This is a genomic window from Erythrobacter sp. SD-21 (assembly GCF_000181515.1).
Classification (GTDB): Bacteria; Pseudomonadota; Alphaproteobacteria; order Sphingomonadales; family Sphingomonadaceae; genus Qipengyuania.
The window spans coordinates 57,279-81,178 of the sequence record NZ_ABCG01000004.1 but is presented as its reverse complement, the minus strand read 5'-3'; the positions used below and the strand labels follow the sequence as shown (position 1 = coordinate 81,178).

Sequence of the window (23,900 nt, the reverse complement as noted above, 5' to 3'; positions counted from 1 at the left end):
CTCTTCGTTCAATCGTTCGTATCGTCAGGGCGGCGCGAAGGCGCACGCCCGAATTCTTCGGGGATGTCCTGCCCCACATAATGCATCAGCCGCTTCAAGGGCTTCATCACCCGAGCGGCTGCCGCATCGTTCGCAAGGCCCAGATGGACCACATTGTCGCGGCCCAATGCCACAGACAGTGCGTCGCGGTCCAGTGGCAGCGTCCAGCCGCGCATCCCGCTGCCTTCCGCATCGCGCCCGACGCGCCAGGCCTGGTCGAGCTTCTTGCGCCCGTCCTCGCTCGCGTCGCTGGCATGGAACAAGGCCAAGATGCCGCCCGAACGGGCCGTCTCGGCAATGCGCTGAGTACCCAAGATAAGGGCTCCGACGCGCATTTCGAGACCCAGCCGGTCGAGAAATACGCGTTTGAGCGCATCCTCGATCTTCTGTGGGAGTTCTTCCGGTATTTCGAGGTCGCCGGTCTTGAAGGCGCGCGAAAGGCCCGCCTTCAGTCTGCCGTTGCCTTGCGCTTCCTCGATCGCGGAGCGCGAGGAGCACACCCAGGCGCCTCTCCCCGGAGCCTTTTCCTGCGCGTCGGGCAGGACCAGACCGGAAGGCGAAGCGGCGAGGCGGACCAGCGCATCGCGCGAGTCCGTCTCTCCGGTCAGTATGCAGCGCCGTTCAGGCTCGGAAGCTTTCCGTGCCTTGGGCGCTTCAACGATGTCGGACGTCAGGCGCTCATTGTGTGGAGTCCGCATCGGCGGCCTCCTGAGTGTCTGCCGAAGCCGCCGGGGCCGCTTCGTCCTCATCTTCGAACCAGTGCGCGCGGGCAGCCATGATGATCTCGTTGCCCTGCTCTTCGGTCAAACCGTATTCGCCGAGCACACCGCCCTTGTCCTGCTCGCGCATCGGACGATCGCGGCGCATCGGCGGGCCGTCGGGATTGTTGTTCCGGCGGCGCGGAGCCTCACGCTTCTTGGCGATAAGTTCGTCGGTGGCGAGATCGGCCACATCGTCGAGCGTCTTGAGACCCGCCTTGCCGAGCGTGACCAGCATCGCTTCGGTCATGTGCGGCAGTTCGGCGAGCGCATCGTCGACACCGAGTTCCTGACGCACTTCGCGGTGCGCGGCTTCCTGGCGGTCGAGCGCTTCCTGAGCGCGGCTCTGGAGTTCTTCGGCCAGTTCCTCGTCGAAGCCTTCGATGCTGGCGAGCTCTTCCAGCTCGACATAGGCGACTTCTTCAAGCTCGGCGAACCCTTCGGCGACGAGCAGCTGCGAGAGCGTTTCGTCGACGTCCAGTTCCTCTTCGAACATCTTCGAGCGCTCTGCGAACTCCTTCTGGCGCTTCTCCGAGGCTTCTTCCTCGGTCATGATGTCGATCTGGTTGCCGGTCAGCTGGCTGGCGAGACGCACATTTTGGCCGCGGCGGCCAATGGCGAGCGAAAGCTGGTCGTCGGGGACGACAACTTCGATGCGGCCATCTTCCTCGTCGAGGACCACGCGACTGACGGTGGCCGGCTGGAGCGCGTTCACGATGAAGGTCGCGCCGTCTTCCGACCAGGGAATGATGTCGATCTTCTCGCCCTGAAGTTCCTGCACGACAGCCTGCACGCGGCTACCCTTCATGCCGACGCAGGCGCCGACAGGGTCGATGCTGCTGTCGTGGCTGATGACGCCGATCTTGGCGCGGCTGCCCGGATCGCGGGCAGCGGCTTTGATCTCGATGATGCCGTCGTAGATTTCGGGCACTTCCTGCGCGAAGAGCTTCTTCATGAAGTCGGGATGCGCACGGCTGAGGAAGATCTGCGGGCCGCGGTTGTTACGCTCGACCTTGGTGATGAGCGCCCGAACACGCTCGCCGACACGCGCAGCTTCACGGGGGATCTGCTGGTCGCGGCGGATGACGCCCTCGGCGCGGCCGAGGTTGACGATCACATGGCCGAATTCGACCGACTTGATTACGCCGGTGATGACTTCGCCTGCGCGGTCCTGGAATTCGTTGAACTGGCGCTCGCGCTCGGCATCGCGGACCTTCTGGAAGATCACCTGCTTGGCCGACTGCGCGTCGATGCGGCCGAGATCGACCGGGGGCAGCGGATCGACGATGAAGTCGCCGATCCTGGCGTCGGCTTCGAGCTTCTGAGCGGCCTTCAGATCGACCTGCTTGAAGTAGTCCTCGACCTCTTCGACCACCTCGACGACGCGCCACAGGCGAAGGTCGCCGGTCTGCGGGTCGAGCTTGGCGCGGATGTCGTTCTCCGCGCCGTAGCGATTGCGGGCGGACTTCTGGATCGCCTCTTCCATCGCTTCGATCACAATGGATTTGTCGATCATCTTTTCCGATGCGACCGCGTTCGCGATTGCAAGGAGTTCAGCCTTGTTGGCGGAAATGGCACTGGCCATCAGTCGTCTGCCTTTTCTTCTTCGATGTCGTCGGCACCGCTCGTATCGAGCGGCTGGGTGGCGGCAATCAGTTCGTCGGTCAAGACGAGCTTCGCCGAATGAATGAGATTGCGGGGGAAGGAAACTTCCTTCGCGCCCGGGATGTCGACGGTGACCATGTCGCCATCGATGCCCTTGAGTTCGCCCTTCACCGTGCGATAGCCATGGACCTTCTCGGTCAGAGCAATCTTGGCCTCGTGGCCCGCCCAGTTTTCGAAATCCTTGGCACGGGTCAGCGGCCGGTCGATGCCGGGGCTCGACACTTCGAGGTGATAGGCGCCGGGCACCAGTACCTCGCCCTGCTCTTCCAGCTGGTCGAGCATATCGGACACGCGGCGCGAGAGCGCGGCGCATTGTTCGATCACGAGCTGGCCGGTGGCCGGGTCTTCTGCCATGATCTGGAGAGCCATCCCGCCGTCGCCGGCTTCGGACGGGACCATCTTGACGCGCACGAGCTCGAAACCCAGCGCCTGCGCTTCGGGTTCGATGACTTCGGTGAGACGTTCAAGATCGGCCATTCGCACTCCAGTTTCGGACATACACGGCGACAACGGGTTTTCGTGCCGGCCCCTTCCGGCGCCAGCCCCTCCAGTGTCGCGACAATGTCGGGATGGCTGGCGAGATAGGCGCGAGTCTTGCGAATTGCAAGCGTCTATCAGTCGTCGTCGGTCAGGCCGTGCTTCTTGATCGCATGGCGCAGCTGGTCATAGCTCAGACCCAGGGCCTTGGCCGTCTGTCGCTGATTCCAGCGATGCTTGCCGAGCGCGTGCTCTATGATTGTCTTCTCATGCTCATCCACTGCGTTGCGCAGATCGTCGATGGCGTCGAGATCGGGTCCGGTTGTCGCAGAAGCCGGTACCGCCTGTGCAGGAGCGGACTGGGATTTCGGCAGCGGAGGCGCTGCCGGTTTCCACGGACTATCGAAGGGATCGAACTGGACGTGACCGATGGGCGTGTCCCAATTGTCCCAGCGATAGACCGCGCGCTCCACCACGTTGCGTAGCTCGCGCACATTGCCCGGCCACTGATGGTTCTCCAGCTCCTGGGCGACGTGCTCGGCAAAGCCCGGCCAGACCTCCCAGCCCAGTTCCGCGCCCATGCGCCGACCGAAATATTCGGCAAGCACGCCGATGTCACCCTCGCGCACGCGCAAGGGTGGCAGGGTGATGACCTCGAAGCTCAGACGGTCGAGCAGATCGAGGCGGAAGTCGCCGCGCGCCGCCTTGGCCGGCAAATCTTCGTTGGTCGCCGCCACAATGCGCACGTCGACGCGCAGCGGACGCGAGGACCCGATGCGAGTGACCTCGCCATATTCCACAGCGCGCAACAGGCGCTCTTGCGCACCCATCGACAAAGTGCCCAGTTCGTCGAGGAATAACGTGCCCTTGTCGGCTTCCTCGAACCGTCCGACGCGTTGTTTGGTAGCACCCGTGAACGCACCCGCCTCGTGGCCGAACAGCTCCGCTTCGATCAGAGTTTCGGGCAGCGCGGCGCAATTCATGGTGACGAGCGGCTCGCCCCAGCGTGTAGAAAGACGATGGAGGCGCTCGGCGATCAGCTCCTTGCCGGTTCCGCGCTCGCCGATGACGAGTACAGGGCGCCGCATCGGGGCCGCGCGGCTGGTCCGCTCGACTGCATCGAGGAACGCCCCGGACTGCCCTATGAACTGATTTTCCCTCTCCATACCCAAGATATAGGATTTTACACCAAGGGTTGGCAATAGCCGCCATCATGTCGTTGGTCGATAAATGCCAAAGCCGCGAAAATCTCCCGAAAATCGAGTTTGGCACGCCGCTTGCTGAACAGGGGGCAACAAGCACATTCGTCCAAGGGAGGACAAACATGTATAACCGCCAGTTCTTCAGCACCACGCTCGGCAAGGCCGCCCTCGCAAGCATCGCGATGATGACCGCCTTCGTGGCTCTGAGCTCGCAGATTGCAGTGACGACGCCGATGCCGGCGCTCGCCGCGATCCAGCAGATGGAAATCGCGTGACTGAAAACAAGCACCCCCTCGGGCCGGAGCGCCTGTCTCCCGACAGTCCCCAGCGCACCCCTCGCGCTTCAGGCGCTTCGGCCCGCCCCAACCGCGTAACCTTGTCGCGGCTCGACAGTGAGGTAGAACGGCTCCGTCGTTCGCCTACGCCGACCCAGGGCAAGGGACCAGGCCGGGCCCAAGACTTTTTCTCCAGTGGAGCACCTTTGATGGGAATCTTCAGCCGTACCCGCGACATCATCGCGGCCAATTTCAACGACATGCTCGACAAGGCGGACGACCCGCAGAAGATGATCCGCATGATCATCCTCGAGATGGAGGAAACGCTCGTCGAGGTCCGCGCCAGCGCGGCGCGCACCATTGCCGACCAGAAGGAAATGCACCGCCACACGGTGAAGCTGGACAAGCTCCAGGCCGACTGGGGCGAGAAGGCGCAGCTCGCGCTGTCGAAGGACCGCGAGGACCTTGCACGTGCCGCTCTGATTGAAAAGAAGAAGGCCGCCGACATGGCCGACCAGCTTAAGCAGGAAATCTCGGTGCTAGACGATGCGCTGCGTGCCTATGAGAAGGACATTCACAAGCTGCAGAACCGCCTGCGCGAAGCCCGCAGCCGCCAGACCGCCATCGCGGCGCGTCTCGAAAGCGCCGAGAATCGCGTTAAGCTGCGCAGCCTGATGACCGAAGACCGGGTCGACGACGCGCTGAGCCGGTTCGACCAGCTCGAACGCCGCGTCGACTATGCCGAGGGCCGCGCCGATGCACTGGCCATCGAAGGCAACAGCAAGCCGAGCCTCGCAGACGAGATCGCCGCGCTGGAAGGCGCCGATGCGATCGACGATGAACTCGCCGAAATGAAAAAGGCGCTCGGCATGAACGACGACGCCCAGAAAGAGGATTGATCCGTGGAAGAAGTACTAGCCATTGTCGCCATCTTCATCGCCTTGCCGTGGATCGTGCTCCATTACATCACAAAGTGGAAGACCTCGGCGACCATCACCACCGATGACGAGGCCCTGCTCGAGGAACTCTACAACCTCGCCAAGCGCCTCGACGAGCGGATGGACACGGTCGAGCGCCTTGTCGCATCCGACAATCCCGATTTTCGTCCCGCGCGCCTCGTCCACGACAGCGAACAGGACAACCAGCAGCTGCGCGAACTCGAGCAGCTCATCGCCGAGAAAAAAGGAGCAGCAAAGTGAATAGCCCCCGTACCACCCTCTATCGCGACAAGCAGAATGCGAAGCTGATGGGCGTGTGCTCGGGCATCGCGGATTATACCGGCGTCGATGCCTTCTGGGTTCGCCTTGGCTTCCTTGCCCTTACATTCATCAGCGGCGGCTCGACGATCCCGTTCTACTTCCTGGCCGGCATCCTGCTCAACAAGAAGCCCGCGCATCTCTATTCGGAACCGGACGAGCAGCGTTACTGGCAGCGCGTGCGCCAGAATCCGAAGCGCACAGCCCGCGAAATCCGCGCCAAGATGAAGGACGTTGATCGCCGCCTGGCCGAGGTCGAAACCTACTACGTCAGCAGCAATCCGCGCCTGACGGCCGAAATCGAACGGCTCCGCTAAGCGCGCCAGCCATTTGAGGGGATAACAAGACAATGTTCGACATGGCTTTACTGATACCGCTGGCGCCTTTCCTGATGGTTGCGTTCATCGTCTGGTCCAAGCACCAGAAGTCACTCGAAGAAAAACGGATCGAGGCGACCGCGAGCCAGACGGCCGAACAGGCCGCGCAATACGCCAGCCGCGTGGCACAGCTTGAGGACCGCGTCCGCGTCCTCGAACGCATCGTCACCGATAAGGGCTATGACGTCGCCACCCAGATCGAGGCCCTGCGCGACGAGCGCCGGGTGGACGAGGCGGACAGCGGCGTGTCCATCGACAGTATCTCGAAGGAGAGCGTATAATGGAATTCCTATCCGAAACCGCGATCATCGCGGGCGTCGCCATCATTACGGGCGGTTGGATTACAAACACTTGGATGCGGATGAAGAACGGCTATCCGCTGGAAAATAGTTGGGGCAAGGCGGTCTATCCCAAGAACGACCAGGCGGTGGAGCGGGTCAAGCTGCTCACCCAGGAAAACGCCGAACTGCGTGCCGAACTCGGCTCGCTCAAGGACCGGCTCGGCAATGTCGAGCGCATCGTGACCGATAGCGGCTACCATCTCACCAGCGAGATCGAGCAGCTGCGCGACAAGTCGGAGGCCAACTGATGGACCTCGAATTGATCATGATTTTCGGCTTCATTCTCTCGATTATTATCATGGGGCTTAGTGCCGGTCTCTTCCACCACCGCAGCCAGCTTCGCCATGACGAACGCAAGCTGGAGATGAAGGCGCGGATCGAGGAAGCCAAGGCGCAGCAGGCCCGCTTTGAGAACGGCGACTATTCCAAGATGGAAGAGCGCGTTCGCGTGCTCGAACGGATCGCGACCGACAGCAACCATGCGCTCGCCTCGCAGATCGAGGAGCTGCGCCAGCTCGACGCGGCCGAGGAGAAGGCGTCGTGAGCAGTTGGGCCATCGTAGCCGTGATCGCCGTTGTGGTGTGGGGCGTGGTTCAGATGGCCAAGGCCCGCCACCGGGCGGAGCGCGGCGTGCTGACAGACAAGGAAGGCAACGAGCATTACGCGCCGCAGGCTCGCGATGCGGAAACAGAGAAGGAAATCGAGGCCCTGCGCGAACGCATAAAGGTGTTGGAACGGATCGCCACCGACGGCAATTCGCTCGACGCGCAGGAAACCAAGAGGATTTCCGCCGAGATTGAAGCTCTGCGGGACAGGCAGGCCGACTGAGGCGGCAGGAAACAGACAGGTTCAAGGAGGACATAGGGAAAATGTTCGACCCGACAATCATCATTGCGGCAGCGGCTCTCACCGGCCTGCTTATCGTGGCTGCGGCCATGCTGCGCGGCTGGCAGGGCTGGCTGGATCTCAAACGCAGCGAGCTTGAAGGCCACAGCGGCCCGCGTGCCGAAGAAGGCTCGTCCATGGGCGCCGCCCGCATCGAGCTGGCCGACCTGAAAGAACGCATCAGGAAACTCGAAAACATCGCCAGCGGGGTCGACCTGTGAGCGGCGGAACCGACGCCGCCAAGGCCGGCATCGGTCTCGGCAGCGCGATCGCGGTGGCGATCTCCTGGTCGCAGAACCAGTCGATCCTTTGGGCGATCTTCCACGGCTTCATCAGCTGGATCTATGTCATCTACCACGCTTTCACCCGCCCCGGCGGCCTCGCCGGCTGAGCACGATGGACGCAAAGCCTACGGCTCGCTAGAGCGCGCCGCCATGCGAACCCTTTCCGACATAGCCGAAGAATACGACTTCCTCGAAGGCGACGAACGCTATCGCCTGCTGATCGAACTGGGCCGCGAGCTCGATGAGATGCCCAAAGCGCTGAAGACCGACGCCACGCTTGTGCGCGGCTGTTCGGCCAGCGTCTGGGTCTATCCCACCGGCGATGCCGAGCGCCTGCACTTCCTTGCCGACAGCAACGCCGCGATCACCAAGGGCATCGTCGCGCTGGTCATCGCTGCCGTCCAGGACAAGCCGGCGAGCGAGGTTGCCGCGATGGACATCCACGAGGCGCTCCAGCCCTTCGATCTGAAGAACCAGCTTTCAAGCAACCGCACGCAAGGCGTGCCCAACATGATCGCGCTGGTAAAGGAGCACGCCGCCCGGATCGCGGACGTTTGATATGCGGCTGGCCTATCGTGTCCTGGGCTATATCGCCTCGGCGCTGGCCCTCATCGGCGCGGTCCTGCCGATCATGCCGACCGTCCCCTTCCTGCTGGTGGCAGTCTATTTCTTCGCCCGTTCCAGCCCCGAACTCGAACGGAAGATCCTCGATCATCCCCATTGGGGTCCGCAGGTGCAGGACTGGCGCGAACGCCGCGCGATCAGCCGGCCGGCCAAGACCATGGCGATCGGCGCAATGGCGGTGGGCGCGGTGGTGACTTGGTACACGCTCGGCGCGCCCTATTACTACATCTCCATCGCCATACTGGTGATCGCCGGCGCGTGGATCGCCACCCGCAACGAATAGGTTTGAAGGAACCCGGCGACGTCCAGACCATTGATAAGACATACGACGGGAGGGCGAACGAAAGGACACTCTTCCATGGCTATTCTCATCCTGATCGCGACGATCCTGCTGCCCCCGCTCGGCGTTGCAGCCAAGCATGGGCTCGGCAAGACGACGCTGATCAATCTCGTGCTGACCCTGCTCGGCTTCATCCCGGGTCTGATCCACGGACTGTATGTGAATTACGCGCGATAGGATCGCACAAGCGATCGAGCGAAGCGCCGGGGCTTCTCTACGTTCCGGCGCTTTCGCGTACTACGGCTTCGCCTGCCTCACGCTGGCGCTTCAATTCCGCCTTCAGCTTGGCCGGATCGGCGGCGAGGATGAAGCCGAAGCTCACCCCGCCTTCCTTGCCGATGGTCGCATGGTGTAGCTTGTGTGCCTGTACCAGCCGCTTGGCATAGCCCTTCTTCGGCACCCAGCGGAAATAGCGCTGGTGGACGAGGCCGTCGTGGACCAGCGTATAAACAATTCCGTAGATGAGGATGCCGATGCCGATGAATGTGGCTGGCCACCAGGCGTTCTCGCCCAGCACCACTTCGCTGCCAAGCGCGAACATCGAAATGCTCATTGCCGCGCCGACGATGGCGTAGAGATCGTTCTTTTCGAGGACGTTGTCGTGCGGTTCGTGGTGGTCGCGGTGCCAACCCCAGCCGGAGCCGTGCATGATGTATTTGTGGCTCGCCCACGCAACCCATTCCATGCCAAGCACGGTCGCAATTACGATCAGGACGGGGACGAGAATTTCCATGGCCACGATATAGGCGCTGCACCGGGGCAGCGCAAAGGTTACTCGGCCGTAGCGCCCTTGCGGGTGATGCCGAAATACCGCTCCGCCACTTCGGCGCTGATGCGCGCGGGCCGGTGGGTGTCGCTGTCGAGGCAGCACCACATGCTCTTCACTTCGGCCAGCACGTCCTCGCCGCGGCGAATCACCGTGTTGTAGAAACTGCGCGCGCCCTTGATCTTTTCGAGCACGGTTTCGGCAATCACCTCGTCATCGAGGAAAGCCGGTTTGCGATAGGTGATCTCGTGCTTGAGCGCGACCCACGCCTTGCTCGCCACTTCCTCGGCAGGCGCGAGTTTCTGCCAGTGCGCCAGCACCGTATCCTGCACCCAGTTCAGGTAGCGCGCGTTGTTCACGTGGCCCATGAAATCGATATCGGTGGGCAGGACCTTGATCGGAAAGGAGAATGGCTTTGCTGACATGAGTGTAAGTAAAGCACAGAAAGATGAAGTTTGGAAGACTCTGGATTTACCTTTTTGCGCCCGTCCCGATCCGGGAGCACAAGGTCGGGTATGCCGAGCAAACCGCGCACTCTGTACGAGAAAATCTGGGACGCCCATGTCGTCGAACGGCAGGAGGATGGCACCTGCCTGATCTACATCGACCGGCACCTCGTCCATGAAGTCACCAGCCCGCAGGCATTCGAAGCATTGCGACTCTCAGGCCGCAAAGTGCGCCGGCCAGACCTGACCCTCGCGGTTCCTGATCATAACCTTCCAACCACGCCGCGCCTCGCGCCCGACGGCTCCCGCCTGCCGGTCGCCGATGCGCAAAGCGCCGCGCAGCTGGCCGCGCTTGAGGCCAACGCGCCTTCTTTCGGCATCGAATATATCGACGCGGTCGCGCCCGAGCAGGGCATCGTCCATGTTGTCGGGCCCGAGCAGGGTTTCTCGCTTCCCGGCACGACCATCGTGTGCGGCGACAGCCACACCGCCGCGCATGGCGGTATCGGCGCGCTCGCCTTCGGGATCGGCACCAGCGAGGTCGAGCACGTCCTCGCCACGCAGACCCTGCTCCTGCGCCCGAGCAAGACCATGGAAGTGCGTGTCGAAGGCGAACTTGGCCCCGGCGTGACGCCCAAGGATCTGATCCTTCACATCATCGGCGTGATCGGCACGGCGGGCGGCACGGGCCACGTCATCGAATACCGAGGGCCGGTGTTCGAGCGGATGAGCGTCGAAGGCCGCCTGACCGTTTGCAACATGAGCATTGAGGGCGGCGCGCGCGCCGGGCTCATCGCGCCAGACCAGACCGTATTCGATTACCTCGAAGGCCGCCCCTATGCGCCTACGGACGAAGCGTGGGACAAGGCGGTCGATTGGTGGCGCTCGCTCGCCACCGACGAATGCGCCACCTTCGACAAGTCCGTCGTGATCGATGCGTCGCACGTCGAGCCGACGGTCACCTGGGGCACCAGTCCCGAGGACGTCGTGCCTATTGGCGGCGAGGTGCCTGCGCCCGAAAGTTTCGCCGACCTGTCCAAGCAGGAAGCGGCGCGCAAGAGCCTCGACTACATGGGCCTTTCCCCGGGCATGCCGCTGGAGCAAGTCGAGGTCGAAAACATTTTCATCGGCTCCTGCACCAACAGCCGGATCGAGGATCTGCGCGCGGCCGCAGCGATCCTCAAGGGGCGCACAAAGGCACACAACGTGCGCTGGGCCATCGCCGTACCGGGATCAGGCCTCGTCAAGCGGCAGGCCGAGGAAGAGGGGCTTGATCGCATCTTTACAGACGCCGGTTTCGAATGGCGCGAGCCGGGCTGTTCGGCCTGCCTCGCGATGAACCCCGACAAGGTCCCGCCGGGCGAACGCTGCGCCTCGACTTCCAACCGAAATTTCGTCGGCAGACAGGGGCCGGGCTCGCGCACGCACTTGCTCAGCCCCGCCATGGCCGCCGCCGCTGCCGTGACCGGACGGCTTACCGATGTCCGCAAGCTGTTGGACGTGTGACCCCTTGCCCTCGCCTCGCGCAAACACCATGAGGGGGTCATGACCAAACTCCCCAAAGGCAAGGCCGCCATCGCAGGTGCGATCGGTTCCGCCGCCATCGCCGCCGCGCTTCTCTATGCGAACAAGCGCCGTGAAAAGAAGAACCAACCCGAACAGCCCGGGCCGATCCCGTCGGGCGAGAAACCGGAGACCGATTGATGAAACAGGTGTCGACCATTTCGGGCCGGGCGATCCCGCTGGGCCTCAAGAATGTCGACACCGATGTCATCATTCCCGCACACTGGCTGAAGACGGTCAGTCGCGAGGGGCTTGGCAAGGGCGCGTTCGAGTCGATCCGCCAGACGCCTGGAAACCCCTTCGATGTCGAGGATTTCGCCGGTGCGCCAATCCTGATCGCGGGCGATAATTTCGGTTGCGGCTCCAGCCGCGAGCACGCCGCATGGGCAATGCTCGACATGGGGCTTACCGCCGTGATCGCGCCAAGCTTCTCGGACATCTTCTCGGGCAACGCCTTCAAGAACGGCATCCTTGCGGTCGAACTGCCGCAGGAGCAGGTCGACCGCTTGCTGGAGGTTGCCAAGGACCACCCCATCACCATCGACCTTGAGAACCAGTTCGTCACCACCCCCTTCCAGGATCGCTTCGCCTTCGAAGTGGATCCTTTTCGCAAGCATTGCCTCCTCAACGGTCTCGACGAGATCGGCCTGACGCTGGAACGCGATGCAGCAATTGAAACGCATGAGAAAGAGCGCGCCGACAGCCTTCCCTGGCTGGACGCGCCGACACGAAACCGGAGAGAGCACGCATGAAAGCAGTCCTGTCGAAAGAGACCGGCGGCCCAGAAACCCTCGTCGTCGAGAACATCGAGGCGCCCACCCCCGGCAAGGGCGAGGTGCTGATCGATGTCGCGGCCTGCGCCATCAATTTTCCGGACACGCTGATCATTCGTGACATGTATCAGTTCAAGCCGCCCCGTCCCTTTGCTCCGGGCGGCGAGATTTCCGGCACAATCGAGGCGCTGGGCGAAGGCGTGGAAGGCTTTGCCGTCGGCGACAGGGTGATCTGCGGCGTCGGCAATGGTGGCCTGCAGGAAAAAGTCGCGGTGGCCGCGGCTCGCCTGTTTGAGGTGCCCGAAGGCATCGATCTGGTGCAGGCCTCCGCGCTCCTGATGACCTATGGCACGACCATCCACGGCCTCAAGGATCGCGGCGACATCAAGGAGGGCGAGACCGTCCTTGTGCTCGGCGCGGCAGGCGGTGTGGGCCTCTCGGCGGTCGAACTCGCCAAAGCCTATGGCTGCCACGTGGTCGCAGCCGTCTCCACCGAAGAGAAAGGCGAGGTCGCGAAGCAGGCCGGTGCGGACGAGGTGGTGATTTACCCCCGCGCGCCCTTCGACAAGGATACCTCCAAACAGCTCGCGAATGATTTCAAGGCCGCCGTCGGCCCCAATGGCGCGGACATCGTCTACGACATCGTCGGCGGCGACTATTCCGAACCCGCCCTGCGCTCGATCGCGTGGGAAGGACGCTTCCTGGTCATCGGCTTCCCCGCCGGGATCGCCAAAATGCCCTTGAACCTTACGCTCCTGAAAAGCTGCGACATTCGCGGCGTGTTCTGGGGCGCCTTCACCGCGCGCGAGCCGGAAAAGAACAACGCCAATATCGCCGAGTTGTTCGACCTGTGGAAGGCGGGCAAGATCAACCCGCTGGTTTCCGAAACCTACCCCATCGATCGCGCGCACGAAGCCATCGCCAAGCTGGAAAACCGCGGCGCGATCGGCAAGCTCGTAGTGACGATGGATTAAACCGCGCTTGCGCCCTTGCCGCGCCCGATGGGCGTCCCTATTCGATAAGCGACACCTTCCAAGGGGAAAGACATGACCGACTTCAAGGATCGCGAACGCGGCGAGGAAACCAAGTACGCTTTCGACCAGGAAACCGAATTCAAGATCGCCGCGCGCCGCAACCGCCTGCTGGGCGAATGGGCCGCGGGGCTGATGGGCCTGACCGAAGAAGAAACCGACGCTTACAAGAAGGCGGTCGTACAGGCCGATTTCGAGGAAGCGGGCGATGAGGACGTGATCCGCAAGCTGCTCGGCGACCTGACGGCTTCCGATTGCGACGTCAGCGAGGCAGACATCCGCGCCAAGCTCGACGAATGCCAGATCGAGGCGCGCCGCCAGTACATGAGCGACGAGAACTGATCCCATGCCGATGCCAGCCGAAGACATCGTGGCGCTGATCGAAGCCGCGCTTCCGGGCGCGGTTGTCGAGATGCGCGATCTTGCGGGCGACGACGATCACTGGGCGGCCAAGGTCACTGCGCCGCAGTTCGCCGGCAAGACCCGCGTCGCCCAGCACAAGATGGTCTACGAGGCTTTGGGCGAGCGTATGGGCGGCGAGCTCCACGCCTTGCAACTGACCACCCAAGCCCCCAACTGATCTCTCACCAGATTTAGCAATTCAAAGGCAGGGCAAGCATGTCCGACGTAAATTCGCGCATCTCCGACATCGTCAAGGCAAACGACGTCGTCCTCTTCATGAAGGGCACGCCGCTCTTCCCGCAGTGCGGCTTTTCCAGCCGCGCGGTGGCCATCCTCGACCATTGCGGTGTCGCCTATGACAGCGTCGACGTGCTGCAGGACATGGAAATCCGCCAGGGCATCAAGGCCTATTCCGACTGGCCGACCATTCCCCAGCTCTACGTGAAGGGCGAATTTCTCGGCGGCAGCGACATCATGATGGAAATGTTCGAGGCTGGCGAATTGCAGACGCTCATGGACGAAAAGCAGGTGGCCAAGGCGTCTTAGTTTTTCGCTCGCACCTGCGTGCGAGCGTCCTCGCTAGACGTGCAGCAAGCTGCACCCGTTGCGGGCGGGCGGTCGCCCTTTGACTGCCGTGACCAAGATCGACCTTCAGCAGCAGCGCCAGAAGGCGAGCCGCCGGCGCTTGAGGCCAACCAAAAAACAAAAACCCGCCCGGTGGGACGACCGGGCGGGTTTCTTTGTATCGGGGAGGCGGACCTTGGAGACCGGGACGGTCCGCCTCTCGAAGACTTTTGGGACACGGGACACTATGCACACCGCGTGCCAAACTCGAAAAGCCTCGCAAACCCGCGCAAGCCAGTGGTTAACGTCGATTTGCGCGAGGGCCCGTGTGTAAAATTTCCCGACTCCCCCGCGTTAACTTTCACAGCTTGGCAAGCGCGCCGCTTGGCGGCACATAGGCGGCCATGAGCGCGAACCATAATAGCCCGCCCGATGGAATCCCCGCAGCAACCGTAGTTATTTTCCGAAATGCCAGGGACGGCGGACCGCCCGAGATCCTGATGACCATCCGCAGCCGCGAGATGGTGTTTGCAGGCGGCATGGCGGTCTTCCCCGGTGGCCGCGTCGATCCGGCCGATTTCAATCTCGGCGCGATGATGGGCGGCCCGCTCGATGCCGACGAAGCCGCGCACCAGATCGCCGTCGTCCGCGAGACGCTGGAGGAAACCGGTCTCGCCATTGGCCTTGCGGGCAATATCGACGCCGACAAGGCGCGCGCCGCGCGGCGCTATCTCATGCAGACGGGCGATCTGGAAAGCGTACTCGATCATTTCGGCTGGGAGTTGGACCTTCCCCAACTCACGCCCTTCGCGCGCTGGTTTCCCAAGAACGAGAAGCTTTCGCGCGTTTACGACACGCGCTTCTATATCGCCGATCTCGGCACCGGTGCGGTGGAGATCGAGGCCAATTTGTCGGAAAACACGCATCTTTTCTGGACCACCGCGCAAGGCGCGCTCGACGCGGCATCGCGCGGCGATATCAAGATCATCTTCCCCACTCGGCGCAATTTGGAGCGCCTCGCTCTGTTCGAGGATTACGCGGCAGCCAAGGAACAGGCCGACCGCATCCCCGTGCGCACCATCACACCGTTCATGGGAGAGCGGGAAGGCAAAAGCTGGCTCGAGATCGGCGAGGACCTCGGCTATCCGGTCACGGGCGAGCCGCTCGACACGGTCGCGCGCGGCTGATCAGCGCGGGATGGCGCGGCTCACCGGGTTACCCTCCATCTCCGGCGATCCCTGCCAGGCGTAACCCGCAATGCCGATCAACAGGGCTGCTGCGCAGATTTCCAGCGCCTGCCGCGAACATTGCTTACTGAAATAGAGGAAGCCGAAGGAAAGCGCGGTCAGCGCAAGGGTTATGAGCCAGCCCATCAGTTCCTCCTCAGCCTGACCCGGCGCGAGACCAGCACAAGCCCGAGCAGCAGCGCCGCCAGCGGGACCAGCCACAGCCCCCAGGTCGCCGGCTTCACCACCGGCTTGAAGCTCACGAAATCACCATAGCGGGTAATCAGCCATTCGCGCACTTGCTCGGGCGTTTCCCCCGCGGCGATCCGCTCGCGCACAATACGCCGCATATCGCCGGCTATGTCGGCGTTGCTTCCTGAAATCGGCTGGCCCTGGCACACCACGCAGCGCAGCGAATCCATCAATTCGATTGCGGCGGCTTCCTGCGCCGGATCGGCCAGCGCTTCATGCGCATAGTCCTGCGCCGCAAGCGGGGCTGCTGTCAGGAGAAAGATCGCAAGGAGCAGCCGCCGCATCATCCCGTACCCCCGAGCCGGGCGAGAATCTCGGGAATGTCCTGCTCGGTCACGATGCCGATGTGCTGGTAGACGATCCGCCCCTCGCGATCGATCACAAAGGTTTCCGGCACACCCGACGATCCGATTTCCAGCTGGCTGCGGCCTTCGTTGTCAAGCCCGATACGGCGGTAGGGATTGCCATTCTCCGCGAGGAAGCGCGAAATGTCGGCGGGCCGGTCGTGCACCGCTATGCCGTCGATTTCGATCCCCTGCGCGCGCAGGCGCAGCAGCACCGGGATCTCCTGAATGCACGGCGCGCACCAGCTGGCGAAGACATTGACCAGCCGCGGGTTTCCGTCGCGCAGATTTTCGCTGCTGACCGGCTCCACGCCTTCGACGGCGACCTGCGTGCTGAATTCGGGCAGTTCCCGGCCGATGACGTTGGAATTGATGATCCGCTGACCGGGATTTTCGAGCCCGAGGTAGAACAGCACGAACAGCCCGAGGCCGAGCACCATGGGCAGCCAGAGGAGCGGTTTGCGCATCATGCCGGCGCTCCTTTCAATTCCGGTGCAGCCGGTTTGCGGCTCACGATATCGCGCCGCACGCGCCCGAGCAGCGCCAGCAGCCCCCCCAGCGCGATCATCAACCCGCCGATCCAGATAAGGGTCACCCACGGCTTCCACCACAGCCGCATCAGGAAGCGGTTGCCGATCGAGCGGTCGCCCACTACGATGTAGAGCTGGCCGTTCCAATAGGTCTCGATGGCGGCCTGGTTGGTCTGCATCACCGGGTCGGAGAACTGATGCAGCTGCGGGACCATGCGCAGCGGCTCGGCACCCTCGCGGCGCACGACGGCTACCGCTTCGAGCGCGGCGTAATTGGGTCCCGGCGCCTCGCGCACATCCTCCAGCGTGACCTCGAAATCGTGGATGCGCTGCGTCTCGCCGATTTCCATCGCGACGAGGTTCTCTTGCGTAAACGCGCTCTCACTGGCCATGCCGACGATGGAGACTGCGCAGCCGAGGTGTGCGATGACCATGCCCCAGGTGAAGAGCGGCGTACGGCGCAAATTGCGCTTCCACAAGGGCGCGACGCTCGCCACACCGACGACTGCGGCCACAACGAGGCCGAGATAGGGCAGGATGCCAAGGTCTCCGGCAAACACCGCCAGCAGCAACGCCGCCCCCGCCCCGGACACGAGCGCGAGGGCAATGCGGTCGACGAGCTTCTTCGTGCTGTCGGTCCGCCAGCGCAGCAGCGGTCCTGCCGCAAGTATCAGCATGAGAATTACCGCCAGCGGCCCCGCCACCGCGTTGAAATAAGGCGCGCCGACCGAAATCTTCTCGCCATTCGCAAGCTCCAGCGCGAGCGGATAGAGCGTGCCGCACAGCACCACCACAAGGATCACGGTGAGCAGCAGATTGTTCATCACCAGCGCGGATTCGCGGCTGACAAGGTCGAACCGGCTGCCTTCGCGCACGGTCCCGATCCGCAGCGCGAACAGCGCAAGGGCGCCGCAAATGTAGAACACCAGCAGGCCGAGGATGAAAACCCCGCGCTCCGGATCGACGGCGAAGGAATGGACGCTGGTGAGGATGCCCGAGCGCACGAGGAACGTGCCGACCATCGACATCGAGAAGGCCAGCACGGCGAGCATGATCGTCCACGCCCGCAAGCCGTCGCGCGTGGCGAGGACCGTGACCGAATGGAGAAGCGCGGTCGTTGCCAGCCATGGCATGAGGGAGGCGTTCTCGACCGGGTCCCAGAACCACCAGCCGCCCCAGCCCAGCGTGTAGTAGGCCCAGTAACTGCCCGCCACGATCCCGATGGTGAGGAATATCCACGAGGCGAGGATCCACGGCCGCATCGCACGGGCGAATTCCGGGCCGACATCGCGGGTGACCAGCGCGCCAACCGCGAAGGAGAACGCCGCCGACATGCCGACATAGCCCGCGTAAAGCGTGGGTGGGTGGAAGGCGAGGCCGGGGTCCTGCAGCAGGGGGTTGAGTCCCGCCCCCTCGATCACGTTTTCGATCCGCTCGAAAGGGTTGGAGGATAGCAGCAAGAATCCGTAGAAGCCGAGCGCGATTGCCGCCTGCGCGGCTAGGGTCGCGACCTTGGTGTCGGTCCGCAGCTTGCGCTCGAACGCAGCGATGGTCGCCCCCGCTATGCTGAGGATCGTCACCCACAGCAGCATAGAGCCCTCGTGATTGCCCCATGTGCCGGCGAATTTGTAGATCATGGGCTTGGCCGAATGGCTGTTCGCGGCGACCAGCAGCACGGACATGTCGGAGCGCATGAACAGCGTCACCAGACACACGAAACTGAAGGTGACCAGCAGAGCCTGCAGCACGGAAACGGGAATGATTGCCTCGGCCAGCCCCTCCCCGGCACGGCGCAGGCCGAGCACGCCCAGCGCAAGCTGCGCAATAGTCAGCGCGGCGGCCAGCCACAGGGCTGCAAGTCCGGCCTCGGCAATCATAGAAACCCCCTCCCCAATGCGGTCCGTTTCCGTTCCGGCGCGGCGCGATCAGAAATCAAGCCGGTAGCCGGCAGTGAATATGACCCCCGTCTCGTCGAATGTCGAGACACCCATCAAATCGCGGATGCGCTGCGAGGCAAAGTTCATTCCGGCCTCCAGTTCAATCTCGCCGTGGCGGAAGGGATAGATGTTGACGCGCAGACTGGGCTGGAACTGTTCGTAGGTCGTCTGCGAAATCCGGTCCTCGCGCCGCCCGTACCGCAGCCGCGGTGTCAGGCGCACCTTGTCGGTCAGCGGCACGCGTGCGTTGAAGTCGACTGTGTAGCTGTGGGAACGCTGCGTGTCGGCGTAGCGGCCCGAAAGGATGTAGATGTCGTTGTCCCAGAGGAAGCCGGTGCCCACCACCTGGGCACCGAAATAGTACTCGGTTCCGGTGCTGGCGAGCGCCGGGATTTCCTGCGTCCCGTCGGTCGCAGGGATGAGCGGCGAGCCGCTGGTTTCGGTCAGGGTGAAATCGAAATTCGCCTGCAGTTTTTCGGTGATGGGCCGCGAATAGGCGGTGGTGAGCGACTTGGTCACGAGCGTCCGATCGCGCGCGATCCGGTAAATCTCGTCCTCGGTATAGAACCGCAAAAGGTCGCGCAGATCGGTGAAGGGCAGCGCGTCGATCACCCCGATCTGGCCGATCAGCGCGTTGCTGGTCGTCAGCAGCGGCGAGCGGCGATAATCCGCCGTCATGCTGAGGTTGGAGCCATCCTCCGCCGTATAGGCAAGCGTCGCCAGCGCGAGGTTTACTTCCTCGTGATGAATGTCGTAATCGAGCAGCCCGAAGGCGTTGAAACGGTCCTTGCGCAGCCGAAGTTCGGCTCCGATCGAGCGGCGGTCGACAAAACCCCCGCGCGCTTCCTGGTTGAGGAAGTAGGCTGTCGCCTGCACCGCATCGCTGCGCTCCCCATAGTCGATGCTGGCGCCGTAGAAGCGGCGTTCGTCCAGAATGCGGGTCTGGCGCGAAGTGAGGACAGGAAAACCCGCGACCGCGTTCACCTTGACCTTTTCGTCCGCCTGCCAACCGACCCAGGTGCCGTCGAAGCGCCCGAATACGCCGCCCGAATTGCGCGTCTGGCGTCCAAAGCGCGACTGGATACCGCTCCGAGCGTCGGAAGCGCCCACATAGAGCGCAGTGATCGCCTTCAAATCGCGCCCACCCGAGCGGAAATTCCACACATAGGATCCCGAAGCGCGGGCCTCGAATTGCCCGCGGTCGTTGCCCGCCATGATCGCTATGTCGGCGGAGGTAAGGAGCTGGTTGAGATTGACCTGGTCGTCCTCGTCGGGGTCCTCTTCAGGCACGGCGGCGTCAACGAAGCGCGTCCGGCTCTGGTCGCGATAGTAGAATTGCGAGAAACTGCCGCGCACGTCCCACGTCCATGCCGCAGGATTGCCGCCCTCCGCCTCGCGCAGTTCCGCGGTCTGGACCGGACCGGACAAGGCGGCGAGCCGCTGGCGCACGCGTTCGGCGTCCTCGCCCTCGGGATAGCGGCGCAAATATTCCTCGTATTCCGCCTGGGCCTGCGCGACCTGCTGCTTGCGCTCGCGAGTGAGACCAAGCAGTTCGATCGCGCGCGGCGTGTTCTGCGCCTCGGGCAGGCGGCGCGCGTTGGTAAGCAGCTGGATAGCGCGGTCGTTATTGCCAAGCGCAATGGCCGCTTCAGCCTCGAGGATCAGCCGATCGACTTCGGCCGATTGCTCCGGACTGGCAACGATAGAAGGGCGCGTGGTGCGCGAGACGATGAGCTCGCCCGTGTCCATGCGGGCAGCGATCCCCTCGGCGCGCTCCTCGGGCGAGATGCGCAAGGTCCAGGCGGCCGGAAAGACCTCCTCGAGCTGCGCGGCGGCGGCCTCGGCCTGCTCCTTGGTCTCGAAGAAGCCGACACGCAGGCGATGCCATTCCTCGCCGTCGCGCTCGACAACGCTGTCATAGGCAACGCGGCCGCTGATCGCTCCCTGTTGCTCGGGGCTTAGATCGCCGAGTTCGGCCGGGCTGGAAAGGGCGTTGACGATATAGAGCCCGGGCGGAATGCCGGCCTCTCCGCCGGCCAGGCTCACGTCGGCAGGTGGAGCGATCGGCATGCGGGTGGCAATGGCCTCTTCCCTCTCATCGGGCGAGACCTCGATCGCGAAGGCACCCGGAAACAGGTCCGCCAAACTGGCAGCGGCCGCATCGGCTTCTTCCTTGGTCTCGTAGAAACCGAGCCGCAACCGGTGCCATTCCTCGCCCTCGCGATCAACCGGGCTGTCGTACGCCACACGGTCGTCGATGGCGGCCCGCTGCTCGCGCGATAGTTCGCCGATCGAACCGGGAGCGGAGATCGCGTTGACGACGAAACGGCCGGGGGGAATATCCGGCTCGGCCGCAACGGTCACGGCTGGGCCTGGCCCCGGCGTAGCAACGACCGTCGAGGCCGCCGGCGCCTGCGCCAGCGAGCAAGCGCGGTCTTCTCCGGGCTGAAAAAGCTTGATGACCAGCGAATCCGGCCGGGGTCCCCCCTCGACCTCGAACTGCATGTCCTGCTGGAAATAGAGCGAGACCAGCGGACCGCCCGGATCGGTGCCGTCGTATTCGATAGAGCGCAATTCGGGCAGGCTGCCCGGCGGGCGCAGCGCGTCACGAGCTGCGAGATTGGCCGAAGGATCGAGTGGCCGGACCCGGATGTACAATTCGCGCCCGGGCCGGCTGGGATAGTAGCTGAGGATCTGCAGGCGGATGTTGAATTCGACCGTCAGCGTCGTGCAGGTTCCCACCCTCTCCACGCGCAGATCGGAAAGCGTCTGATCGGTAACGGCTTGTGCATGGGCCGTTCCTGCAAGGCTGGTCGCCGTACCGATTGTCAGCGCGATCGTGGCGACGCTTTTCAGCCAGACGTGCTTTTGCAAACGCATCTCCTCTCGACATTCATGGGGCTAGTCGTCCCAGTTCCGGGTGTCGTGGCAGGCGCCGCAATCCTGCGACGTGTTGGGATGATCGTTGGGCTTGCCCTCGGCGATCGTGCCGTTGTGGCAGGCATCACAACGACCTGTGACATCACCATGCGACATCCTGATCGTCGTCCAGTTGGTCGTCCGGTGGCAATTTTCGCAGACATTCGTGGTGCCCGGGTGCGTTGGGGGCTTGCCGGTGGCGGTCGTCCCGTTGTGGCAGCTGACGCAATTGCCCGTCACGCCATCGTGGCTGAAGCTGGCCGGAGTCCAGGCGTTGGTGCTGTGACACGAATCGCACTGCGCCGTGGTGGCGATATGCGAAGGCGGCTTGCCGGTCGCCAGAGTGTTGTTGTGGCAGCTGGAACAGGTGCCGAGCGCCTGCGAATGGTCCATGCGCACCGTAGCCCAGCTGCTCGTCACATGGCAGAAATCGCACTGGTTGGTCGTGTTGGGATGCGACGGCGTCTTGCCGGGCGCCGCCGTTCCGTTGTGACAGCTGGAACAGGTGCCGTTGGCCGCCGCGTGATTGAAGTTCGCAGGAACCCAGCTGGTCACGCGGTGACAGTCTTCGCAGGTGTTCGTGGTGTTGAGATGGGCCGCATGCTTGCCGGTGGCGGTCGTGCCGTTGTGACAGGAGGAACAGGACCCCGATATGTTGTCGTGGTTGAAATTGGCCGGGGTCCATGCGTTGGTGGTGTGGCAATCGCCGCAGGAATTGCTCGAAGCGATGTGCGCAGGGTGCTTGCCGGTGGCGGTCGTGCCGTTGTGGCAGCTCGAGCAGGTCCCCGTCGCAGCGCTGTGGTCGAAGCGCGCCGGCACCCAGGCGTTAGTCGTGTGGCAATCGTCGCAGGTGTTGGTCGAAGAGACGTGGGCCGGATGCTTGCCCGTTGCGGTGGTGCCGTTGTGACAACTGAAACAGGTCCCGGTGACCGAGCTGTGATCGAAATTGGCCGGAACCCATGCATTGGTGGAGTGGCAATCGGCGCAGGAATTCGTCGAGGCGACGTGCGCGGCATGCTTACCGGTTGCCGTCGTGCCATTGTGGCAACTGAAACAGGTCCCGGTGACCGCGCTGTGATCGAACCGGGCGGGGACCCATGCATTGGTCGTATGGCAATCGTCGCAGGTGTTGGCGGATGCGACATGCGTTGCGTGCTTGCCGGTCGCCGTCGTCCCGTTGTGGCAACTGAAGCAGGACCCGGTTACGCCCGAATGGTCGAAGCGCGCAGGTGTCCAGCCGTTGGTGACATGGCAATCGGCGCAGGCGTTGGACGAGGCAATGTGGTTCGCATGCTTGCCCGTCGCCGTCGTGCCATTGTGGCAGGAGAAACACGAACCAGAAGCGGCGCTGTGATCGAAGCGAGCCGGGCTCCACGCGTTGGTCGTGTGGCAATCCTCGCAGGCATTGGTGGAACTGACATGATTGGCGTGCTTGCCGGTAGCCGTGCTGCCGTTGTGACAGGAAGAGCAATTGCCGGTTATCCCTTCATGCGAGAATCTCGCGGGACTCCACGCATTGGTTGTGTGACAACTGTCGCATTGTGCGGTCGTCTGGATGTGGGTCGGCCCCTTGCCCTCGGCAATCGTGCCGTTGTGGCAGGTCGAGCAGGTAGCGCTGGTGGCGCGATGATCGAACCGGACCTGCGACCAGTCGCTCGTGTTGTGGCACGCTTCGCAGGTGTTGCTTGTCGGAGGGTGGCTGGACGACTTGCCGGGCGCCGTGGTGCCGTTGTGGCAACTGGTGCAATTTCCCGTAATCCCAGCATGGCTGAACTCTGCCGGGACCCAGGACATCGTCCGGTGGCAGTCTTCGCAGACATTGCTTGAGGGGATGTGGTTGGCGGGCTTGCCGGTCGCAGTTGTCCCATTGTGGCAACTTGAGCAATTGCCAGTGATCCCTGCGTGGTCGAAGCTTGCGGGGACCCAGGCGGTGGTCCGGTGACAATCTTCGCAGACATTGCTCGAAGGGATATGATTGGCCGGCTTGCCGGTCGCAGTTGTCCCGTTGTGACAGGACACGCAATTGCCGGTGACCGCGCTGTGATCGAAGGTAGCGTTGGTCCAGTTGGACGTGGTGTGGCAGTTTTCGCATTCTTGCGAGCTCGGCACGTGGTTGGCCGGCTTGCCGCTCGACTGGATTCCGTTGTGGCAGGAAGCGCAGCGTTCGGTGACGCCGCTGTGGTCGAAGCGGGCGATCGCCCATTGGCTGGTGGCGTGGCAGCTATCGCAATTGGCCTGCGTTTGCGGGTGGCTGGCGGGCTTGCCTTCCGCTCTCACCGAATTGTGGCAGTCCGCACAGCGTGTCGGCGTGCCCTTGAATTGCCCGTCTATGTGGCAGGATTCGCATCGGACGGTCGCGTGCTGACCTGTAAGCGGGAACCCGGTGGAAAAGTGATCGAAGTTTTCGAAACGCGATTCCTGCTGGCCGAACGAAGTGGCGGCCAGAAGCACAAAGCTGGCCAAGGTCATCAGGATTAGTGTCGAAAGCTTGTTCAACACTGGGGTGCCCTCGGCAACTCGACGACCCGAGAAAACCGACATGATCTTCTTTCATCAAGCGGCAGCCCCCAGCCACTCGCGCTGCAAACTGTCAGACTGACCGGCATAGCGATAGAGTCCGCTTA

33 protein-coding genes are annotated in these 23,900 nt (G+C 63.2%); 21 read left to right on the top strand and 12 right to left on the bottom strand.

Going from position 1 to position 23,900, the window contains the following annotated elements:
* Positions 1 to 8: 8 nt before the first annotated feature.
* The 4 genes from ED21_RS08235 to pspF form a co-directional block, all read right to left on the bottom strand.
* Positions 9 to 737, bottom strand: coding sequence for a DUF448 domain-containing protein (locus ED21_RS08235; protein ID WP_006833412.1), 729 nt, complete (start codon positions 735 to 737; stop codon positions 9 to 11).
* A complete protein-coding gene (gene nusA, locus ED21_RS08230) occupies positions 718 to 2,382 on the bottom strand; it encodes a transcription termination factor NusA (RefSeq protein WP_006833411.1) in 1,665 nt (554 codons plus the stop codon). Before nusA ends, ED21_RS08235 begins: the two co-directional genes overlap by 20 nt.
* Complete coding sequence (rimP, locus tag ED21_RS08225) at positions 2,382 to 2,939, bottom strand: ribosome maturation protein RimP (protein WP_006833410.1); 558 nt, start codon at positions 2,937 to 2,939, stop codon at positions 2,382 to 2,384. Before rimP ends, nusA begins: the two co-directional genes overlap by 1 nt.
* Before the next feature lie 137 nt (positions 2,940 to 3,076).
* Positions 3,077 to 4,105: a phage shock protein operon transcriptional activator gene (gene pspF / locus ED21_RS08220; protein WP_006833409.1), complete on the bottom strand. Its 1,029-nt coding sequence runs from the start codon at positions 4,103 to 4,105 to the stop codon at positions 3,077 to 3,079.
* Positions 4,106 to 4,263: 158 nt separating this feature from the next.
* On the opposite strand from pspF, the gene ED21_RS15620 reads away from it, so the two are divergent.
* The 13 genes from ED21_RS15620 (at position 4,264) to ED21_RS15100 (ending at position 8,700) form a co-directional block, all read left to right on the top strand.
* Positions 4,264 to 4,416: a hypothetical protein gene (locus tag ED21_RS15620; protein WP_006833408.1), complete on the top strand. Its 153-nt coding sequence runs from the start codon at positions 4,264 to 4,266 to the stop codon at positions 4,414 to 4,416.
* A 101-nt stretch (positions 4,417 to 4,517) separates the two neighbouring features.
* The gene (gene pspA / locus ED21_RS08210) at positions 4,518 to 5,315 is read left to right on the top strand and encodes a phage shock protein PspA (protein ID WP_034921986.1); all 798 of its coding nucleotides are present in this window, start codon (positions 4,518 to 4,520) and stop codon (positions 5,313 to 5,315) included.
* 3 nt (positions 5,316 to 5,318) lie between these two features.
* Positions 5,319 to 5,615, top strand: a complete 297-nt coding sequence (pspB, locus tag ED21_RS08205; protein ID WP_006833406.1) for an envelope stress response membrane protein PspB — start codon at positions 5,319 to 5,321, stop codon at positions 5,613 to 5,615.
* Entirely contained in the window at positions 5,612 to 5,989 is a 378-nt protein-coding gene (pspC, locus tag ED21_RS08200; RefSeq protein ID WP_006833405.1) for an envelope stress response membrane protein PspC, read from the top strand. Before pspB ends, pspC begins: the two co-directional genes overlap by 4 nt.
* Before the next feature lie 32 nt (positions 5,990 to 6,021).
* On the top strand, positions 6,022 to 6,330 hold the full coding sequence (locus ED21_RS08195; protein ID WP_006833404.1) for a hypothetical protein: 309 nt from the start codon (positions 6,022 to 6,024) through the stop codon (positions 6,328 to 6,330).
* Complete coding sequence (locus tag ED21_RS08190; RefSeq protein ID WP_006833403.1) at positions 6,330 to 6,638, top strand: hypothetical protein; 309 nt, start codon at positions 6,330 to 6,332, stop codon at positions 6,636 to 6,638. Before ED21_RS08195 ends, ED21_RS08190 begins: the two co-directional genes overlap by 1 nt.
* Positions 6,638 to 6,934, top strand: coding sequence for a hypothetical protein (locus tag ED21_RS08185; RefSeq protein WP_006833402.1), 297 nt, complete (start codon positions 6,638 to 6,640; stop codon positions 6,932 to 6,934). Before ED21_RS08190 ends, ED21_RS08185 begins: the two co-directional genes overlap by 1 nt.
* Positions 6,931 to 7,218, top strand: coding sequence for a hypothetical protein (locus ED21_RS08180; RefSeq protein WP_006833401.1), 288 nt, complete (start codon positions 6,931 to 6,933; stop codon positions 7,216 to 7,218). Before ED21_RS08185 ends, ED21_RS08180 begins: the two co-directional genes overlap by 4 nt.
* A 41-nt stretch (positions 7,219 to 7,259) precedes the next feature.
* Complete coding sequence (locus ED21_RS08175) at positions 7,260 to 7,496, top strand: hypothetical protein (protein WP_006833400.1); 237 nt, start codon at positions 7,260 to 7,262, stop codon at positions 7,494 to 7,496.
* Positions 7,493 to 7,666, top strand: a complete 174-nt coding sequence (locus ED21_RS15615; protein ID WP_006833399.1) for a hypothetical protein — start codon at positions 7,493 to 7,495, stop codon at positions 7,664 to 7,666. The genes ED21_RS08175 and ED21_RS15615 overlap by 4 nt, the downstream gene beginning before the upstream one ends.
* Before the next feature lie 43 nt (positions 7,667 to 7,709).
* Positions 7,710 to 8,117 (top strand): SufE family protein, encoded by a 408-nt coding sequence (locus ED21_RS08170; protein ID WP_006833398.1) that lies wholly within the window; start codon positions 7,710 to 7,712, stop codon positions 8,115 to 8,117.
* A gap of 1 nt (position 8,118) precedes the next feature.
* Positions 8,119 to 8,466 carry a YbaN family protein gene (locus ED21_RS08165; protein ID WP_006833397.1) on the top strand — a complete coding sequence of 116 codons (348 nt, stop codon included), beginning with the start codon at positions 8,119 to 8,121 and terminating at the stop codon, positions 8,464 to 8,466.
* 75 nt (positions 8,467 to 8,541) lie between these two features.
* On the top strand, positions 8,542 to 8,700 hold the full coding sequence (locus tag ED21_RS15100; RefSeq protein WP_006833396.1) for a YqaE/Pmp3 family membrane protein: 159 nt from the start codon (positions 8,542 to 8,544) through the stop codon (positions 8,698 to 8,700).
* A gap of 37 nt (positions 8,701 to 8,737) precedes the next feature.
* Here the strand turns inward: ED21_RS15100 and ED21_RS08155 are convergent, their stop codons facing one another.
* Positions 8,738 to 9,256 carry a sterol desaturase family protein gene (locus ED21_RS08155; RefSeq protein WP_006833395.1) on the bottom strand — a complete coding sequence of 173 codons (519 nt, stop codon included), beginning with the start codon at positions 9,254 to 9,256 and terminating at the stop codon, positions 8,738 to 8,740.
* A 38-nt stretch (positions 9,257 to 9,294) separates the two neighbouring features.
* Positions 9,295 to 9,714: a thioesterase family protein gene (locus ED21_RS08150; RefSeq protein ID WP_006833394.1), complete on the bottom strand. Its 420-nt coding sequence runs from the start codon at positions 9,712 to 9,714 to the stop codon at positions 9,295 to 9,297.
* A gap of 90 nt (positions 9,715 to 9,804) precedes the next feature.
* Between ED21_RS08150 and leuC the strand changes: the two genes are divergently transcribed.
* From leuC to ED21_RS08110, 8 genes are all read left to right on the top strand, one after another.
* Positions 9,805 to 11,241 carry a 3-isopropylmalate dehydratase large subunit gene (leuC, locus tag ED21_RS08145; protein WP_006833393.1) on the top strand — a complete coding sequence of 479 codons (1,437 nt, stop codon included), beginning with the start codon at positions 9,805 to 9,807 and terminating at the stop codon, positions 11,239 to 11,241.
* A gap of 39 nt (positions 11,242 to 11,280) precedes the next feature.
* Positions 11,281 to 11,439, top strand: coding sequence for a hypothetical protein (locus ED21_RS08140; protein WP_006833392.1), 159 nt, complete (start codon positions 11,281 to 11,283; stop codon positions 11,437 to 11,439).
* A complete protein-coding gene (gene leuD / locus ED21_RS08135) occupies positions 11,439 to 12,050 on the top strand; it encodes a 3-isopropylmalate dehydratase small subunit (RefSeq protein ID WP_006833391.1) in 612 nt (203 codons plus the stop codon). Before ED21_RS08140 ends, leuD begins: the two co-directional genes overlap by 1 nt.
* Entirely contained in the window at positions 12,047 to 13,045 is a 999-nt protein-coding gene (locus tag ED21_RS08130) for an NADPH:quinone oxidoreductase family protein (protein ID WP_006833390.1), read from the top strand. The genes leuD and ED21_RS08130 overlap by 4 nt, the downstream gene beginning before the upstream one ends.
* A 72-nt stretch (positions 13,046 to 13,117) precedes the next feature.
* Positions 13,118 to 13,444, top strand: a complete 327-nt coding sequence (locus ED21_RS08125) for a DUF1476 domain-containing protein (protein WP_006833389.1) — start codon at positions 13,118 to 13,120, stop codon at positions 13,442 to 13,444.
* A 4-nt stretch (positions 13,445 to 13,448) separates the two neighbouring features.
* Complete coding sequence (locus ED21_RS08120; RefSeq protein ID WP_006833388.1) at positions 13,449 to 13,682, top strand: BolA/IbaG family iron-sulfur metabolism protein; 234 nt, start codon at positions 13,449 to 13,451, stop codon at positions 13,680 to 13,682.
* Positions 13,683 to 13,720: 38 nt separating this feature from the next.
* Positions 13,721 to 14,050: a Grx4 family monothiol glutaredoxin gene (gene grxD / locus ED21_RS08115; protein ID WP_006833387.1), complete on the top strand. Its 330-nt coding sequence runs from the start codon at positions 13,721 to 13,723 to the stop codon at positions 14,048 to 14,050.
* Positions 14,051 to 14,472: 422 nt separating this feature from the next.
* Positions 14,473 to 15,255, top strand: a complete 783-nt coding sequence (locus tag ED21_RS08110; protein WP_050784744.1) for an NUDIX domain-containing protein — start codon at positions 14,473 to 14,475, stop codon at positions 15,253 to 15,255.
* Here the strand turns inward: ED21_RS08110 and ED21_RS08105 are convergent, their stop codons facing one another.
* Genes ED21_RS08105 through ED21_RS08080 form a run of 6 tightly spaced genes read right to left on the bottom strand, consistent with a single transcriptional unit; the run spans position 15,256 to position 23,775 of the window.
* Complete coding sequence (locus tag ED21_RS08105; RefSeq protein WP_006833385.1) at positions 15,256 to 15,441, bottom strand: hypothetical protein; 186 nt, start codon at positions 15,439 to 15,441, stop codon at positions 15,256 to 15,258. It abuts the gene before it with no gap.
* Positions 15,441 to 15,833 carry a cytochrome c-type biogenesis protein gene (locus ED21_RS08100; protein ID WP_006833384.1) on the bottom strand — a complete coding sequence of 131 codons (393 nt, stop codon included), beginning with the start codon at positions 15,831 to 15,833 and terminating at the stop codon, positions 15,441 to 15,443. Before ED21_RS08100 ends, ED21_RS08105 begins: the two co-directional genes overlap by 1 nt.
* Positions 15,830 to 16,360, bottom strand: a complete 531-nt coding sequence (locus ED21_RS08095) for a redoxin family protein (protein WP_006833383.1) — start codon at positions 16,358 to 16,360, stop codon at positions 15,830 to 15,832. The genes ED21_RS08100 and ED21_RS08095 overlap by 4 nt, the downstream gene beginning before the upstream one ends.
* Positions 16,357 to 18,297 (bottom strand): heme lyase CcmF/NrfE family subunit, encoded by a 1,941-nt coding sequence (locus ED21_RS08090; protein WP_006833382.1) that lies wholly within the window; start codon positions 18,295 to 18,297, stop codon positions 16,357 to 16,359. Before ED21_RS08090 ends, ED21_RS08095 begins: the two co-directional genes overlap by 4 nt.
* Positions 18,298 to 18,345: 48 nt before the next feature.
* The gene (locus ED21_RS08085; RefSeq protein ID WP_198005840.1) at positions 18,346 to 21,231 is read right to left on the bottom strand and encodes a tetratricopeptide repeat protein; all 2,886 of its coding nucleotides are present in this window, start codon (positions 21,229 to 21,231) and stop codon (positions 18,346 to 18,348) included.
* Between the two features lie 27 nt (positions 21,232 to 21,258).
* The gene (locus ED21_RS08080) at positions 21,259 to 23,775 is read right to left on the bottom strand and encodes a hypothetical protein (RefSeq protein WP_006833380.1); all 2,517 of its coding nucleotides are present in this window, start codon (positions 23,773 to 23,775) and stop codon (positions 21,259 to 21,261) included.
* Between the last annotated feature and the right edge of the window lie 125 nt (positions 23,776 to 23,900).

What these genes read in the sequence shown, in the direction of transcription:
- ED21_RS08110 (WP_050784744.1), top strand. Translation starts at nt 14,473, where the DNA reads ATGAGCGCGAACCATAATAGCCCGCCCGATGGAATCCCCGCAGCAACC.
- ED21_RS08170 (WP_006833398.1), top strand. Translation starts at nt 7,710, where the DNA reads ATGCGAACCCTTTCCGACATAGCCGAAGAATACGACTTCCTCGAAGGC.
- ED21_RS08190 (WP_006833403.1), top strand. Translation starts at nt 6,330, where the DNA reads ATGGAATTCCTATCCGAAACCGCGATCATCGCGGGCGTCGCCATCATT.
- ED21_RS08095 (WP_006833383.1), bottom strand. Translation starts at nt 16,360, where the DNA reads ATGATGCGCAAACCGCTCCTCTGGCTGCCCATGGTGCTCGGCCTCGGG.
- ED21_RS08140 (WP_006833392.1), top strand. Translation starts at nt 11,281, where the DNA reads ATGACCAAACTCCCCAAAGGCAAGGCCGCCATCGCAGGTGCGATCGGT.
- ED21_RS08130 (WP_006833390.1), top strand. Translation starts at nt 12,047, where the DNA reads ATGAAAGCAGTCCTGTCGAAAGAGACCGGCGGCCCAGAAACCCTCGTC.
- ED21_RS08090 (WP_006833382.1), bottom strand. Translation starts at nt 18,297, where the DNA reads ATGATTGCCGAGGCCGGACTTGCAGCCCTGTGGCTGGCCGCCGCGCTG.
- ED21_RS08100 (WP_006833384.1), bottom strand. Translation starts at nt 15,833, where the DNA reads ATGATGCGGCGGCTGCTCCTTGCGATCTTTCTCCTGACAGCAGCCCCG.
- ED21_RS08150 (WP_006833394.1), bottom strand. Translation starts at nt 9,714, where the DNA reads ATGTCAGCAAAGCCATTCTCCTTTCCGATCAAGGTCCTGCCCACCGAT.
- ED21_RS08125 (WP_006833389.1), top strand. Translation starts at nt 13,118, where the DNA reads ATGACCGACTTCAAGGATCGCGAACGCGGCGAGGAAACCAAGTACGCT.
- ED21_RS08155 (WP_006833395.1), bottom strand. Translation starts at nt 9,256, where the DNA reads ATGGAAATTCTCGTCCCCGTCCTGATCGTAATTGCGACCGTGCTTGGC.
- ED21_RS08175 (WP_006833400.1), top strand. Translation starts at nt 7,260, where the DNA reads ATGTTCGACCCGACAATCATCATTGCGGCAGCGGCTCTCACCGGCCTG.
- nusA (WP_006833411.1), bottom strand. Translation starts at nt 2,382, where the DNA reads ATGGCCAGTGCCATTTCCGCCAACAAGGCTGAACTCCTTGCAATCGCG.
- ED21_RS15620 (WP_006833408.1), top strand. Translation starts at nt 4,264, where the DNA reads ATGTATAACCGCCAGTTCTTCAGCACCACGCTCGGCAAGGCCGCCCTC.
- ED21_RS08185 (WP_006833402.1), top strand. Translation starts at nt 6,638, where the DNA reads ATGGACCTCGAATTGATCATGATTTTCGGCTTCATTCTCTCGATTATT.
- leuD (WP_006833391.1), top strand. Translation starts at nt 11,439, where the DNA reads ATGAAACAGGTGTCGACCATTTCGGGCCGGGCGATCCCGCTGGGCCTC.
- grxD (WP_006833387.1), top strand. Translation starts at nt 13,721, where the DNA reads ATGTCCGACGTAAATTCGCGCATCTCCGACATCGTCAAGGCAAACGAC.
- ED21_RS15100 (WP_006833396.1), top strand. Translation starts at nt 8,542, where the DNA reads ATGGCTATTCTCATCCTGATCGCGACGATCCTGCTGCCCCCGCTCGGC.
- rimP (WP_006833410.1), bottom strand. Translation starts at nt 2,939, where the DNA reads ATGGCCGATCTTGAACGTCTCACCGAAGTCATCGAACCCGAAGCGCAG.
- ED21_RS08120 (WP_006833388.1), top strand. Translation starts at nt 13,449, where the DNA reads ATGCCGATGCCAGCCGAAGACATCGTGGCGCTGATCGAAGCCGCGCTT.
- ED21_RS08195 (WP_006833404.1), top strand. Translation starts at nt 6,022, where the DNA reads ATGTTCGACATGGCTTTACTGATACCGCTGGCGCCTTTCCTGATGGTT.
- leuC (WP_006833393.1), top strand. Translation starts at nt 9,805, where the DNA reads ATGCCGAGCAAACCGCGCACTCTGTACGAGAAAATCTGGGACGCCCAT.
- ED21_RS08165 (WP_006833397.1), top strand. Translation starts at nt 8,119, where the DNA reads ATGCGGCTGGCCTATCGTGTCCTGGGCTATATCGCCTCGGCGCTGGCC.
- ED21_RS08235 (WP_006833412.1), bottom strand. Translation starts at nt 737, where the DNA reads ATGCGGACTCCACACAATGAGCGCCTGACGTCCGACATCGTTGAAGCG.
- ED21_RS08105 (WP_006833385.1), bottom strand. Translation starts at nt 15,441, where the DNA reads ATGGGCTGGCTCATAACCCTTGCGCTGACCGCGCTTTCCTTCGGCTTC.
- pspF (WP_006833409.1), bottom strand. Translation starts at nt 4,105, where the DNA reads ATGGAGAGGGAAAATCAGTTCATAGGGCAGTCCGGGGCGTTCCTCGAT.